The sequence below is a fragment of the Mesorhizobium sp. M1329 genome (assembly GCF_040318035.1).
Classification (GTDB): Bacteria; Pseudomonadota; Alphaproteobacteria; order Rhizobiales; family Rhizobiaceae; genus Mesorhizobium.
Genome location: NZ_JAMYLN010000005.1, coordinates 112,785 through 127,309, shown reverse-complemented (window position 1 = coordinate 127,309; position 14,525 = coordinate 112,785). Strand labels below are relative to the sequence as shown.

The 14,525-nt window shown below is 62.7% G+C and carries 12 protein-coding genes and 1 other RNA gene; 5 read left to right on the top strand and 8 right to left on the bottom strand.

Going from position 1 to position 14,525, the window contains the following annotated elements; translation table 11 throughout:
- Nucleotides 1–305: 305 nt before the first annotated feature.
- Nucleotides 306–1,421 carry a cystathionine gamma-lyase gene (locus NKH21_RS06900; protein ID WP_352863671.1) on the top strand — a complete coding sequence of 372 codons (1,116 nt, stop codon included), beginning with the start codon at nt 306–308 and terminating at the stop codon, nt 1,419–1,421.
- A gap of 8 nt (nt 1,422–1,429) precedes the next feature.
- On the opposite strand, the gene NKH21_RS06895 is transcribed toward NKH21_RS06900, so the two are convergent.
- From NKH21_RS06895 to NKH21_RS06865, 7 genes are all read right to left on the bottom strand, one after another.
- Nucleotides 1,430–1,732 (bottom strand): type II toxin-antitoxin system RelE/ParE family toxin, encoded by a 303-nt coding sequence (locus NKH21_RS06895; RefSeq protein ID WP_352863670.1) that lies wholly within the window; start codon nt 1,730–1,732, stop codon nt 1,430–1,432.
- Nucleotides 1,729–2,004 carry a type II toxin-antitoxin system ParD family antitoxin gene (locus NKH21_RS06890; protein ID WP_352492709.1) on the bottom strand — a complete coding sequence of 92 codons (276 nt, stop codon included), beginning with the start codon at nt 2,002–2,004 and terminating at the stop codon, nt 1,729–1,731. The genes NKH21_RS06895 and NKH21_RS06890 overlap by 4 nt, the downstream gene beginning before the upstream one ends.
- A gap of 152 nt (nt 2,005–2,156) precedes the next feature.
- Nucleotides 2,157–2,555, bottom strand: an RNA gene (rnpB, locus tag NKH21_RS06885) — RNase P RNA component class A.
- 59 nt (nt 2,556–2,614) lie between these two features.
- Complete coding sequence (locus NKH21_RS06880; protein WP_352665947.1) at nt 2,615–3,358, bottom strand: lytic transglycosylase domain-containing protein; 744 nt, start codon at nt 3,356–3,358, stop codon at nt 2,615–2,617.
- Between the two features lie 185 nt (nt 3,359–3,543).
- A complete protein-coding gene (locus NKH21_RS06875) occupies nt 3,544–4,311 on the bottom strand; it encodes an N-acetylmuramoyl-L-alanine amidase (protein WP_352665948.1) in 768 nt (255 codons plus the stop codon).
- Nucleotides 4,308–5,027: a TerB family tellurite resistance protein gene (locus NKH21_RS06870; RefSeq protein WP_352453144.1), complete on the bottom strand. Its 720-nt coding sequence runs from the start codon at nt 5,025–5,027 to the stop codon at nt 4,308–4,310. The genes NKH21_RS06875 and NKH21_RS06870 overlap by 4 nt, the downstream gene beginning before the upstream one ends.
- A gap of 256 nt (nt 5,028–5,283) precedes the next feature.
- Nucleotides 5,284–5,490, bottom strand: coding sequence for a hypothetical protein (locus tag NKH21_RS06865; RefSeq protein ID WP_023676780.1), 207 nt, complete (start codon nt 5,488–5,490; stop codon nt 5,284–5,286).
- Nucleotides 5,491–5,671: 181 nt separating this feature from the next.
- Between NKH21_RS06865 and NKH21_RS06860 the strand changes: the two genes are divergently transcribed.
- The 3 genes from NKH21_RS06860 to NKH21_RS06850 all read left to right on the top strand — a co-directional run bounded on the left by NKH21_RS06860 (nt 5,672) and on the right by NKH21_RS06850 (nt 11,674).
- Nucleotides 5,672–9,553, top strand: a complete 3,882-nt coding sequence (locus tag NKH21_RS06860) for a hydantoinase B/oxoprolinase family protein (protein WP_352564470.1) — start codon at nt 5,672–5,674, stop codon at nt 9,551–9,553.
- A 160-nt stretch (nt 9,554–9,713) separates the two neighbouring features.
- Entirely contained in the window at nt 9,714–11,012 is a 1,299-nt protein-coding gene (locus NKH21_RS06855) for a BtaA family protein (protein WP_352564469.1), read from the top strand.
- Nucleotides 11,009–11,674 carry a class I SAM-dependent methyltransferase gene (locus NKH21_RS06850; protein ID WP_352564467.1) on the top strand — a complete coding sequence of 222 codons (666 nt, stop codon included), beginning with the start codon at nt 11,009–11,011 and terminating at the stop codon, nt 11,672–11,674. Before NKH21_RS06855 ends, NKH21_RS06850 begins: the two co-directional genes overlap by 4 nt.
- A gap of 209 nt (nt 11,675–11,883) precedes the next feature.
- Here NKH21_RS06850 and NKH21_RS06845 read toward each other — a convergent pair whose 3' ends face one another.
- Entirely contained in the window at nt 11,884–13,263 is a 1,380-nt protein-coding gene (locus NKH21_RS06845) for a serine hydrolase domain-containing protein (RefSeq protein WP_352564465.1), read from the bottom strand.
- Nucleotides 13,264–13,694: 431 nt separating this feature from the next.
- Here NKH21_RS06845 and NKH21_RS06840 point away from each other — a divergent pair, with 431 nt between their 5' ends.
- Complete coding sequence (locus NKH21_RS06840; protein ID WP_352564463.1) at nt 13,695–14,492, top strand: glycoside hydrolase family 25 protein; 798 nt, start codon at nt 13,695–13,697, stop codon at nt 14,490–14,492.
- The last annotated feature ends 33 nt before the right edge of the window (nt 14,493–14,525 follow it).

Genomic DNA, 14,525 nt, shown 5'->3' with positions numbered 1-14,525 from the left:
ACGCAGGCAAACGCGCAGCCGCCGCGGCTGCCCGATTGGCGTACGCTTCACCCTGACACGGAACGAAGGCTTGAGTATCGGAATGGGATATCATGGGGTGTTATGGGCGTCAACGGGAACAGTCTTCAAAACGCGCCTGCCACGACTGGGGAGAGCAGCTTTGACGGCACTCCGGTCTTTATCCTCCATTAAGCCTAACGAAGCGTTTAGGGCCGTGTGGTCCAACCGGAGGCGGCTTGCTGCGGATCGCTGCCGCGCATAGCCTCGGGCATCTTCTTTTCCGGTCAGTAACGAGGTTTGAAACCATGTCCGAAACAGCCAAGTCGCGCGCCGCGGCACTTCCCCATCTGCGTCGCGGCAGGCTTGCCAAGGGCGAGCCGATCCCCTTGCCCCTGACGATGGCCGCCATCTTTCATGCGCCCGGCGACGCCACCGGCTTCGATCAATATGGCCGCTTCAGCAATCCGACCTGGGATGCGGTCGAGCACATGCTGGCGCATTTGGAAGACGCCCCATGCGTCGCCTTTCCCTCGGGGATGGCTGCCATCTCGGCGGTGTTTTTCGGCCTGCTCAAAGCCGGCGACCGTATCCTGCTGCCGTCCGACGGCTATCACACCACGAGAGCGCTGGCAGACCGTTTCCTGAAATCCTTCGGCGTCGCTTATGATGTCCGGCCAACATCGAGCTTCCTCGACGGCGGCTTTGACGGATATCGGCTTGCCTTCGTCGAAACGCCCGCCAACCCAGGGCTGGATATATGCGACATCGCAGCCGTCGCCGAAGCTGCGCACAAAGCCGGTGCGGTGCTTGTGGTAGACAACACGACGATGACGCCTTTCGGCCAGCGCCCGCTCGATCTCGGCGCCGATATCGTCATTGCCGCCGACACCAAGGCGCCAAATGGCCATTCCGATGTGCTGTTCGGCCATGTCGCCAGCCGCGACGCGGACATTATCTCGAGGGTGACCGACTGGCGCGAGACGTCAGGCGCCATCCCCGGGCCGTTCGAGGCATGGCTGGTGCATCGCGGCCTCGAAACGCTGGACGTGCGCTTCGACCGCATGTGCACCTCCGCCGAAATGATAGCGCGACGGCTGAAAAACCATCGCGCGATCAGCGGCTTGCGCTTTCCGGGACTGGAGAGTGACCCATCGCACAATCTTGCCCGCGCCCAGATGGAGCGCTTCGGCTTTCTGATCTCGTTCGTGCTCGCCTCGGAGGACAAGGCCGAGGATTTCATCAACAACTGCGCCTTGATGCAGGCAGCGACATCGTTCGGTGGCGTACACACCTCGGCCGAACGGCGATCAAAAAGGGGAGACGCCGTTGCGCCCGGCTTCGTTCGCCTGTCGGTCGGCTGCGAGCCGGTGGAAGAGCTTTGGCAGGCGATCGAGGCGTCGCTAGACGCAATCGGTGGCTGAATCGGCAATCACGAATTCAGATCGCCAGCGTCGATCTTGCGCCGGCCGTGCAGCACGCGAACGATTTCGATCGCCTCTTCCCTGACACGGTACAAAGTGAGGTATTCGCCGACGATCAGGTGACGGATGCCGGGCGCGATGTCTTCGCGCGGTGCACCTGAGAAGGGATAAGTGGCCAATTGCTGCCAGGGGGCTTCGACCCGATCGAGCAACCGATCCGCTGCAGCCTCGCTGTCTTGCGCAATGTAAAGCCAGATCGCGATCAAATCCTCTTCTGCATGTGCAGTTCGGATGATGGGCAGCAAATTCATGCCGCGCTGTCGGGTTTCAATCGTCTCCGCGCTTCGGCCTTTATTTCGTCGATCGACGCAAACCGCCCCGGCCCGCTGTCGATCCCCTCCTGCACCAGTCTGCGCAATTCCTCGACGGTGTAGCCGAGCAGGTCGCGCCGATCCTTCCATTGCCGCAGCGCGTCGCGGATCACCTCGCTTGCCGAGGCATATTCGCCGGCGGCGACCACGTCGTCGACCGCCGCCGCCAATTCCGGCGACAGCGTGATGCTGCGTTTGTCGACCTGTCCCATGACGCGCTCCTCAGTACTCCCGTCCAAATGGTACGATTAAATCGCACCATTTTCAAGGAATGCCGCGCTTGATTGCGGGTCGAAAAGTGAATCAACGGCTGCGCCCGAAGACGCAACCTGCTGATATCAGGAGATTTCCTTTTATCGGGGAAACTGCCAGCTGGCCTGTAAGCCGGGTTCTGTATGGCCCTCGCCCCTTACGGAACGAGAACGTGGCGGCCATTCATCTTGGGCGCATGTTGCCATACGCCTCACGCAACCTACCCGGACGGTGAGCCGGAAACAGCCCTCGAGGGTTTCCCCTCGCACCGCCCCTATTCGGTCTTGCTCCCGGTGGGGTTTACCGTGCCGCTCCTGTTGCCAGTCGCGCGGTGGGCTCTTACCCCACCCTTTCACCCTTGCCACGATTAAATCGTGGCGGTTTGCTTTCTGTGGCACTTTCCCTGGGGTCGCCCCCGCCGGCCATTAACCGGCACCGTGTCTCCATGGAGCCCGGACTTTCCTCACCCGCAGCCTTTCGGCTTCGCGGGTGCGGCCGCCCGGCCAGCTGGCAAGGCGTATAAAGGGGTTCGGAGCCGAAAACGCAAACGAAAAAGCAAGTTATCCCTTGTCAGGCGGGCGCTCCAAGTGCTGCCAGCTGCACCTTGACCTTGCCGCAATAGGCTGCGGATACCGGGTTCATCCGTGTGGCGGCGTGGCCGGCATTGTATTTCAGGATCGTGCCGCAGGTCGTGCCGCCGCCGAGATCCCGCGCCATGGCAAGGTACTTCATGCCGTATTTGATGTTGGTATCGGGATCATAGAGGCCCTGAACCGAACCGCTATAGCCCATCATCCTTGCCGTCGCCGGCTTGATCTGCATCAGGCCGATCTCGCCGGCGCTGCCGACCTGGTTCGGCTGGTAGTTGCTCTCGATCTTGATGACGGCATTGGCGAGCGACACCGGCACGCCATAGCTGGCGGCATAACGCGCAATGATCGCCGAATACTGTCCGCTGCCGCCGACAACCGCCACCTGGGGCGCTGGCCTGCTCTGCGGAGCGACCGACGCCGTTGCCATGCGGTCGATGCGTTTGCGGTTACGCTTCACATGCTGTTTGGCGATTGTCTTTCTCGCAGCGGTTGGCCTTTTGGCGGAGACTGGCTTTTTCGTCCTTACCGCGGCCGCTTTTTCCACTTTTGCGGTGGCGGTCTTCTCTACTTTTGCACCACCCTTCGGCATGGCGGTTTTGCCGGCTGCGGCACTGAAGCCCTGATCGGCCCGCTGGCTCAGCGGTGCGCTGTTCGCCGCACTGAAGGCAAAAGTCATTACGCCGGCAGCAATGGCTGCCGTTAAAACGGTCAATTTCTGCATGTGATCCTGTTCTGTTTGATCTGCACAAAGAACTTCGCGCAGATACCCTCAATCAACATCGGAACATCTGGGGGGATAGACGTCCGACAATCTGTACGGATCGCCTTTGACGACGGAATTGGCGCCAAAGAAGGCGACGCAAGTCACTTTGAGTAACAGATTGTAACTTTTAAGCTGGCAAAAGGTTATTTGAGAGAGGCTATCCTTACGGAAGCGAGCAGCCTTTCCAGCGTGCGGATCGTCGATCCATCAGCCATGCCGTCAACCAGGCGCTGCCGGAAATGCCGCTGAAATGCCTCGACCACGATTTCGGTCTGCCGGTCGAAAGCGCCGGTGATCTCGACGCGATAACCATAGAGCGCCAGCATCGACTGCAGCGCCTCGACCTCGGCGCCGGTATCGCCTGGCTTCAGCACCGCGCCGCGCCGGATCGGTGCTGCCGGCACAACATGGCCGATACCAGCGGCAAACAAGGCCTTCCATGGAAATTTCTCGCCCGGATCGACCTTGCGCCCCGGTGCCACGTCGGAATGGGCGAGCACCCGCTGCGCTGGAATGGAATGGCGCTCGACGATGCCGGCGCACAGGCCGATCACCGCGTCGATCTGCGGTTTTGGAAAGTTGCGATAGCCGAGCGTATGCCCCGGATTGACGATCTCGATGCCGATCGAACAGGAGTTGATGTCGCTCTGTCCGAGCCACGAGCTCTTGCCGGCATGCCAGGCGCGGTCGCTTTCCCTTACCATCTGAACAATGCGGCCGTCCTCATGGACCAGGTAGTGCGACGAGACCTCGCTTGCCGGATCGCACAACCATGCCTCGGCACCGGCGCCGGTCGCCATTCCGGTGTAGTGCAGCACGATCATGTCGGGTTCGAGAGTCCGGCGCCGTGGCCCGAAATTCGGCGATACCCTGACCTCGGCGCTCGGCTCGTCGGGCGGAAAGCCGCTCATGCGTGCCGCAGGCCTCGCTCGATCATTTCATAGGCCGCGTTGATCGCCGCCAGCCTGGTCGTCGCAATCTTGATGAATTCCTGCGGCAGGCCGCGTGCGATCAGCCGGTCAGGATGATTGTCGGAGACCAGCTTGCGGTAGCGCCTGCGGACCTCCTCGAACGGTTTCCCACGCTCGATGCCGAGCACAACATAAGGATCGGCGGCACCCAGATCGACATGCCGGGCCAGGATGCTCTGGTAATGCGCCTCATCGATGCGGAAGATCTCGGCGATGCGATGCAGGAATTGGCCCTCGCGCTCATGCACCAGCCCGTCGGCCTTGGCGATGTGGAACAGCCCGTCGAGTATGTCCTCGAGCATCAGGCAGTTCGAATGGCCCGAACCGCAAAGCTGCGCCATCCGCTCGGCATAGGTCTCGAAACCTGCAATGTCGCGTTTGGCCAAATCGTAGAGCCGCGCCACATTGCGCCTCTGTTCCTTCGGCACCTCGAATATTTCCTGGAAGGCGCGCACCTCGTCTTGCGTGACGATGCCGTCTGCCTTGGCCATCTTGGCCGACAGGGCGATCATCGCCACCGAGAAGGCGACGCGCCGGCGCAGATCGGCATCGCCGGAGAAAACCGTGCGCACGGCCTCGACCACTTCGGCGACGCCTGACGACGCTGAAGATGAAACGCGTGTGACGAAGTCGCCGAGGCGGTCCCAAATCGACATGGGGGCTTCATAGGGCCAACCACCCATCGCTATCAAGCCAAGACAGTGCCGCAGGGGCTGGCCCAATCGATTTGGCGGAATGCCTGAGGCGACTGCCGTCAGTGCTTACCCATGGAAATCGGCAGATGGAAGCCGCTGCGCGCAAACCCGCGTCGTCGCACGCGGTCACAATGCGCGGGTATCGCAAGCAGCAGAAAGGCCGGCGTATGAGGCCGGCCTTCCTTGGCTGTCACATTGACTACTGCGACTACTGCGACTACTGCGCCGGGGCAGCCGGCGCAGGCGCCGGAGCCGGAGCCGGCTCGGCAGGCTTGTTTGCGTCAGGGGCAGCCGGCTTCATCGTCTGGTCGGATGCCGGCGGATTGGTGCTCTGCGTCGTGGTGTTGTCGGTGCCGCTGTTGCTGCAGGCGGCAAGGCCAAGCAGCGCAAGCGCCGACACCGACGCAAGAATGAGTTTCTTCATGACATCTCTCCTCTAATCACGCCTCCGTTACCGGCGGCGGTCGAGAACACAATGCGTAAGCTGCGCATGAGTTTCGTAACGTTGCATTTCTGCCTGTAACATATTCCAATCACTTGACGATTGCCGGTCAGGGCCTCGCGGGCTAACAGATCGAACAGGGAAAATCCCGGGAGCCGCTGCCATGACCGCAAAATGGGATTTCTGGATCGACCGCGGCGGTACCTTCACCGACGTCATCGGCCGTGACCCGGAAGGCGGGCTGCATCCCAGGAAACTCCTTTCGGAAAATCCCGGAGCCTATGCCGATGCTGCCATCCAGGGCATTCGCGAACTGCTCGGTGTCCAACCCGGCGCTCCAATCCCCTCCGCTCTGATCGGCGATGTAAAAATGGGCACCACGGTTGCCACCAATGCGCTTCTCGAGCGCAAGGGCGACCGTGTGCTGCTGCTCATCACCAAAGGGTTCCGCGATGCGCTGAGGATTGCCTATCAGGCCAGGCCCGATATCTTTGCCAAGCAGATCATCCTTCCCGAACAGCTCTATGAGCGTGTCGTCGAAATCGACGAAAGGGTTCGCGCCGACGGCAGTGTCGAGCGCCTGCTCGACATTGCTTCGGTACGCCCGGCTATTGAGCAGGCCAAGGCGGACGGCATCGATGCGGTCGCGATCGTCTTCATGCATGCCTGGAAACATCCCGAGCACGAAAAGGCGGTCGCCAAAGTCTGTCGAAAGCTCGGATTCTCGCAGGTCTCGGTCAGTCACGAGGTCTCGCCGCTGATCAAGCTGGTCGGCCGCGGCGACACCACGGTGGTCGACGCCTATCTGTCGCCGATCCTGGCAAGGTATGTGCAGAAGGTGGCGGACGAACTGGGTGCCGCGCCAATCTCCCCCCTTGTAGGGGAGATGTCGGCGAAGCCAACAGAGGGGGGCACTGTCCCGCCAACATCTCAGTCTGTCACGCCCCCCTCTGCCCTGCCGGGCATCTCCCCCACAAGGGGGGAGATTGGCCAATCCCCTCGCCTCATGTTCATGATGTCGTCGGGCGGCCTCACCGCCGCCGACATGTTCCAGGGGAAGGATGCGCTGTTGTCCGGCCCCGCTGGCGGAGTCGTCGGCATGGTCGAGACGGCAAAACTCGCCGGTTTCGGCAAGGTCATCGGCTTCGACATGGGCGGCACCTCCACCGATGTCGCCCATTACGATGGCGAATACGAGCGCGCCTTCGACACCGAGGTCGCCGGCGTGCGCATCCGCGCGCCGATGATGCGCATCCACACCGTCGCCGCTGGCGGCGGCTCGATCCTGCATTATGAAGCCGGCCGCTTCCGCGCCGGGCCGGATTCGGCCGGCGCCAACCCCGGCCCGGCCGCCTACCGGCGCGGCGGTCCACTGGCCGTCACCGACGCCAATGTCATGCTGGGCAAACTGCAGCCCGAGTTCTTCCCGGCCATTTTTGGACCGGGCCAGGACGAACCGCTCGACGTGCAGACGGTTCGCGAAAAATTCACCGCGCTTGCCGCCGAGATCGGCGACGGCCGCTCGCCGGAAACCGTCGCCGAAGGGTTCGTCACCATCGCGGTCGAAAACATGGCCAACGCCATCAAGAAGATTTCGGTGCAGCGCGGCTACGATGTCACCGAATACCTCCTGAACTGTTTCGGCGGCGCCGGCGGCCAGCACGCTTGCCTGGTCGCCGATGCGCTCGGCATGGAGGCGGTGCTGATCCATCCGTTCTCCGGCCTGCTGTCGGCATACGGCATCGGCCTGTCCTCGGTGTTTGCGTCACGCCAGCAGGCGCTGCTGAAGCCGCTGGTGGAGGACTCCGGGGCGGCGATCGATGAACTCATCGCAACGCTGCGCAAAGCCGTCATCGACGAACTCGCCGCGCAAGGCATCAGCGAAGACGCGGTCGCCTCGAAACCGGTGCTGCAGATCCGCTACGACGGCACCGATACCGCGCTGCCCGTGAACTTCGGGCACGGCTCGATCGCGCAGGCCAAGGCGGACTTCGAACTGGCGCACAAGGCGCAGTTCGGCTTCGTCTACGACGACAAGCCGATGATCGTCGAATCGGTCGGCGTCGAAGGTACCGATACCGGCGGCACCGGCCGCGACGAAAGCGATTCAGTTGTTGAAGACGTGGCCGCAAGTTCTTCCGGGACCCGGAAAATCTTCGTCGACGGCGTCTGGCGCGACGCCGGCATCTTCCCTCGCGAAACACTGAAGCCCGGTAACAAAATCGCCGGCCCCGCTTTGATCATCGAGCCGAACCAGACCATTGTCGTCGAGCCGGGCTGGCAGGCCGAGATCACCGCCAAGGACCACGTATTGATGCGGCGCGTCGAGAAGAAGCGCCGGCACGCCGCACTCGGCACCGAAGCCGATCCGGTGATGCTGGAGGTCTTCAATAACCTGTTCATGTCGATCGCCGAACAGATGGGCGTAACGCTGCAAAACACCGCCTATTCCGTCAACATCAAGGAGCGGCTCGATTTCTCCTGCGCCGTTTTCGACCGGAATGGCGCGCTGGTCGCCAACGCGCCGCATATGCCGGTGCATCTCGGCTCCATGGACCGCTCGGTGGAGACCATCATCCGGCTCAATTCCGGCGACATTCACCCCGGAGACGTCTTTGCCCTCAACGCCCCTTACAATGGCGGCACGCATCTGCCTGATATTACGGTAGTGACGCCGGTGTTTGAGGAAGAGCGCCCAATCTCCCCCCTTGTGGGGGAGATGTCGGCGAAGCCGACAGAGGGGGGCGCTGTCCCGCCGACCTCTCATTCTGTCGCGCCCCCCTCTGCCCTGCCGGGCATCTCCCCCACAAGGGGGGAGATCGGCCTATCACCGAAGATCCTCTTCTACGTAGCCTCGCGTGGCCACCATGCCGACATCGGCGGCACCGCGCCCGGCTCGATGACGCCGCTTGCCACCACCGTCGACGAAGAAGGCGTGCTGTTCGATAATTTCCGCATCGTCGATCGCGGCCGGTTCCGCGAGAAGGACCTCGCGACGCTGCTCACCGACCATCCCTATCCGGCGCGCAATCCGCACCAGAACATCGCCGACCTCAAGGCGCAGATCGCCGCGAACGAAAAGGGTGTCGCCGAGCTGCGCAAGATGGTCGCGCATTTCGGCCTTGGCGTCGTCGAAGCCTATATGGGCCATGTCCAGGACAATGCCGCCGAAAGTGTGCGCCGTGTGCTAGAGCGGCTGCCCGACAGTTCCGAATACGAATATCCGACCGACACCGGCCAAATGATCAAGGTGAAGATATCGGTCGACCGGCGGAAGCGCCAAGCGACCGTCGACTTCACCGGCACGTCGCCGGTAATGAAGAACAATTTCAACGCACCCGAGCCGGTCGCCCGTGCCGCGGTGCTCTATGCCTTCCGCGTCATGGTCGAAGACAACATCCCGATGAATGCCGGCTGCCTGCGGCCGATCAACATCATCATTCCCGACGGCTCGATGCTGAAGCCCGCCTATCCCGCGGCAGTCGTCGCCGGCAATGTCGAGACCTCGCAGCACGTCACCAACGCGCTATTCGGCGCCATGAGGGCGATGGCCAATGCGCAAGGCACGATGAACAATCTCACCTTCGGCAACAAGCAGTACCAGTATTACGAGACGATCTGCTCCGGCTCGCCGGCCGGCCGGATGAATGACGGCCGCGGTTTTGCCGGCACCTCCGGCGTCCACACCCATATGACCAATTCGCGCCTGACAGATCCCGAAGTGCTGGAACTGCGTTTCCCGGTACTGCTCGAGGATTTCCATATCCGCGAGGGCTCCGGCGGCAAAGGCAAATGGAATGCCGGCGACGGCACCAAGCGCACCGTCCGCTTCCTCGAAAAGATGGAATGCGCGATCCTGTCCTCGCATCGCAACCGCCCGCCGCAAGGCCTCGACGGCGGCGGCCACGGCGAGGCCGGTTCGACCAAGGTCCGCCGCAAGGATGGCCGCGTCGAAATCCTGAAGGCCTGCGACCAGACGGTACTCGACGCCGGCGAGGCGGTCATCGTGACAACGCCGACCCCAGGTGGATTTGGCCGCCCTTAGCGGAGGCATCCAGAATTCGCTCCGGCGAGTCAGGTGGTGTGGTTCTCGAGAACCGAAGCGGAGCGGACATTTGGGTCCGTGAGCATCGGAAGCGCAGAAAACCGCATCAGATGACCGCCGGAGTAGAATTCTCGATGCCTCCGGCTGTCACCGGCCTGTCATGACCCTGCGCTACCCGCTTGCGGCAAAGCAAACGGGGAATCGCCTTGCCATGACGGACATTTCTGGAGAACTGGTTTTTCGCCGCGGCAAGGAGGTCGGCAAGGCCGTCTACCAGAACCGCCCGTTGTCGAAGGCTGGTATCTCCGAACGCTTGTTCGCCTTCCTGTTCTCCGGCCTCGTCTATCCGCAGATCTGGGAAGACCCCGAAATCGACATGGACGCGATGCAGCTCGGCGAGGGCCACCGCATCGTCACCATTGCCTCCGGCGGCTGCAACATCCTCGCCTATCTCACCCGGTCGCCGGAAAGGATCGATGCCGTCGACCTCAACGCTGCCCACATCGCGCTGAACCGGATGAAGCTCGAAGCCGTGCGTCACCTGCCGTCGCAGGGCGACCTTTTCCGTTTCTTCGGCGCGGCTGAGACCGGGCACAATTCGCAGGCCTACGACCGCTTCATCGCGCCGCATCTCGATCCGGTCAGCCGCCATTATTGGGAGCGGCGCAACTGGCGCGGCTGTCGCCGCATCGCTGTCTTCGACCGCAATTTCTACCAGACCGGCCTGCTTGGCCTGTTCATCGCCATGGGCCACCGCACCGCAAAGTTCTTCGGCGTCGACCCGGCCGGCATCATGGACGCCAAGAGCATCGCCGATCAACGCCGTTTCTTCGACGAGGAGCTGGCGCCGGTCTTCGAAAAGCGGCTGCTGAAATGGGCGACATCGCGAAAGGCTTCGCTGTTCGGCCTCGGAATTCCGCCGGCCCAGTACGATTCGCTGATCACCTCGGGCGACGGCACCATGGCCAGCGTGCTGAAGGCCCGGTTGGAAAAACTCGCCTGCGATTTCCCCCTGAAGATCAATTATTTTGCCTGGCAGGCCTTTGCCCGCCGCTATCCCAACCCGGGCGAGGCCGCCCTGCCCGCCTATCTCGAAAAACGCAACTACAAGACCATCCGCGACAATGTCGATCGCGTCGCCATCCATCACGCCAATCTGATCGAGTTCCTTGCCGGCAAGGATGCCGGTTCGGTCGACCGCTTCGTCCTGCTCGATGCACAGGACTGGATGACCGACGACCAGCTCAACGGGTTGTGGGCCGAGATCACCCGAACCGCCTCCACCGGCGCCCGCGTCATCTTCCGCACCGCAGCGGAACCCAGCCTGCTGCCCGGCCGCGTCTCGAATTCGCTGCTTGACCAATGGCGCTACGAGAACGACGCCTCGCGCGAGTTTTCGGCGCGCGACCGCTCGGCCATCTATGGCGGCTTCCACCTCTATGTGAAGCGGGCCGCATGAGCACGACCGACTTGCCGGCCAGCCATGCCGAGCTGATGGACGGCGTCTATCGCTGGCAGCGTCATGTCTACGACCTGACCCGCAAATACTATCTGCTCGGCCGCGACCGGCTTATCGACGGACTGGATGTGCCGGCCGGCGGGACCGTGCTCGAGCTCGGCTGCGGCACCGGCCGCAACATCATCCTCGCCGCCCGCCGCTATCTCGGCGCGCGCTTCTTCGGCCTCGATATTTCGGCCGAGATGCTGGAGACGGCCACCGCCGCCCTTGCCCGCGAAGGCCTCTCCGGCCGCGTCACGCTGGCGCGCGGCGATGCCACGGATTTCGACGCAAAGGCGCTGTTCGGCGTCGAAAGTTTCGACCGCGTCTTTGTCTCTTATTCGCTGTCGATGATCCCTGGCTGGGAAAAGACGATATCCGCGGCTCTTGCTGCCCTGTCACCGGGCGGCTCGCTGCATGTCGTCGATTTTGGCCAGCAGGAAGCCCTGCCCGGCTGGTTCCGCACGCTGTTGCGCGGCTGGCTGAAAAAATTCCACGTCGAGCCGCGTCAATCGCTGCGCGCGGTTCTGGATTCGGAATCTGCAAGAACCGACGCAAGCTTCCGTTTCCAAACGCTCTATCGCGGCTATGCCTGGCTCGCCGTGATCGGCCCAGGTCGATAGCCAGGATGTGTTGAGATTCAGGTCAGGCCGAGTCGAAAACGGTGGGGTCCGAGAACCGGAGCGGAGCGTACTTTTGGGTACGCGAGCACCGGCCTACGCCGGCCGTAGCCTTAACTGCCACGACCGCTCATGAGTGCTTTGGCCGGCGAAGGCCGGAAGCGCAGGAAACCGCCGTTTGCAGGCCGGCATCACCTGAATATCGCTACAGCCTAGTGCAGCGCCTTGACCAGCGCCGCTACCATCGCCTGCGGCCGGTAGCCGAGCCTGGCCGGCGTCAGGCCGAGCCGCACCACAACCAGCTGCTCCGAGGGGACGATCGCGGCCGTTTGTCCGTCATGCCCCTCCATCCAGTAGGCGTCCTTGGGCAGGCCGGCGGCAATGCCGGCGCCGGGGTTTTCCTCGTCGCCCGGCCCTTCGATCCATAATTGCCCCTTGCCATAGACCTTCGAGGCAGTTGCCGGTTCCCGCATCCAGTCGACGAAGCCGGCGGGCAGGATCTCCTTGCCGTTCCAGACGCCGCCCTGCAGCAGGAACTGGCCGAAGCGCGCCCAGTCGCGTGCCGTGGCATAGAGGTAGGACGAGCCGACGAAGGTGCCGTGCTCGTCGGCCTCAAGCACTGCACTGTGCATGCCGAGCGGATCGAACAGCGCGGTCCTCGGCCAGGCCAGCGCCTTGTCCTTGTCGCCGATGGCGTCCTGCCACAATCGGGACAGCATCACCGCCGTGCCACTCGAATAGGAAAACACCTTGCCAACCTCGCCGGTCAGCGGCTTGGACCCGGCAAAGCCCGCCATGTCCGGTTCGAGATAGAGCATGCGCGTTACGTCGGCGACGTCGCCATAATCCTCGTTGAATTCCAGCCCGCTCGACATCGCCATCATGTCGGCGAGGCTGATCACGGCGCGGCCATCTCCCTTCCAGGGACCGAACAGGCCCTGGTTGGTCATCGCCAGCTTGCCCTCCTTCACCAGCGTGCCGACGATCGCCGCATTCACCGTCTTGGTCATCGACCAGCCCAATAGCGGCGTCTTTTCGGAAAAGCCTTCGCCATAGCGCTCTGCAACGATGCGGCCGTTCTTGACCACCACCACCGCCCGCATGCCGGCACCGGTCATTGCTGGATCGTCGAGGATCTTCGCGACCTCTGGATCCTGCGAGGCACCGACATCGTCGCCTTCCGGCCAGATCGCATCGGGCAGCGGCGCCGGCGTCGGTGCAGCTCCGGCGACAGCCTCGGCGGCGGCAATACCGCCGTCGGGAACCGAGGCGCAGCCGAGCCCGTCGCGCGCAACCGCGACACTCTTGCCGAGCACACCGAACAGGCCCGCCGAAACCGTTCCCTTCTCCTTGTCGACCGACACCCTCATCAGCTTCAGCAGCGGATGACCCGGCGCCTGCACATCGACGGCAAGCACATCGTCGGCGTCCCGCCCGGCGATGAAGACGTTCGAGCAGACGATCTTGGCCGCGTAACCGGAACCGACGCGGATCAGTTCCGGCGGGGCGAAATACAGCCAGGCGGCGAGTATCGCGGCGGCCAGCACAGCCAGGCCGAGCAGCCATTTGACGAACTTCAAAAGGATCTGCATTTTGAGTTCCCTCGGCGCGCTCGATCTATGTCATCGATTTGCCGCCATTGTTTCGGCAAAATCGCGGCTCTTGTCGAGCGCCGTCAACCGAATATCAACCATGATCGGCGATCACAGGTGTATGTCACCCAAAAGCATGCCCTTGGGCCTGACCCGAGGGTGCGCAGCGGTTCTGGGACAACGACATGCACAGACAAAAGAACTAAGCGCGTCGAAACGATGCGCTTAGGACAGACCGGGCGATCCTGTGGGGTGACCGTCCGGCGGGGCTTGAATGCATGCGTCCCAAAACTGCGCAACGGTTTGGGAATGCATGAAACGAAGATCAAGGCGCATCGCGTAAGTCGGTTTCAGACACGCCGCGCCCGGTCGAGGGGCCACCCGCGGAAAGACCCATCAGCGGCCGGCTGAAACCGGCTCAGGAAGTAGCGATGCGCCGTTTCGCGGTCCTCATCACGCTGATGTTGCTTGGTGCCTGCTCGACGGTCGAGGATCTGACGCCATCGCTGTCGTCGTCCAGCGCCGCGATGGTTGCGGTACGCGCGCCGCGTTTTGCCGATTCCGACCCGCATGAATGGGACAGCGGCGCACCGTGGAGCTATGCCGTCCACGGCACCGACGTCTCCAAATACCAGACCTCGATCGACTGGCCGGCGGCCAGGGCCAGCGGCATCTCCTTCGCTTTCATCAAGGCAACCGAAGGCGGAGACCGGTTCGATGAAGCTTTCAACGAGCATTGGAGCCGCACCAAGGCGTCGGGCATTCCCCGCGCCGCCTATCATTTCTTCTACTTTTGCACGCCGGCCGCTACCCAGGCGCGCTGGTTCATCCAGAACGTGCCCAAAGACAGCTCGGCCATGCCGCCGGTTCTCGACATGGAATGGAACCCGAAATCGCCGACCTGCAAGCTGCGGCCCGATGCCGCCACGGTACGCAGCGAGATGAGCACATTCCTCGAAATCGTCGAAAAACACTACGGCAAGAAGCCGATCATCTACACGTCGGTGGACTTCTTCGAAGATAATGGTTTATCGGGCTTCCGCAATTACCCCTACTGGCTGCGCTCCGTGGCCGGGCACCCGCGCCAGAAATACGGCAGTCATCCCTTCACCTTCTGGCAGTATACCGGAACGGGTGTCGTGCCGGGCATGGCCGGAAACGCCGACATCAGCGTCTTCAACGGCTCCGAAGCCGCCTGGAAGAAGTGGTTGCGGCAGAACACCCGTTGACACCGGGCCTGTCGCCTGCTTTTCGACACAGCC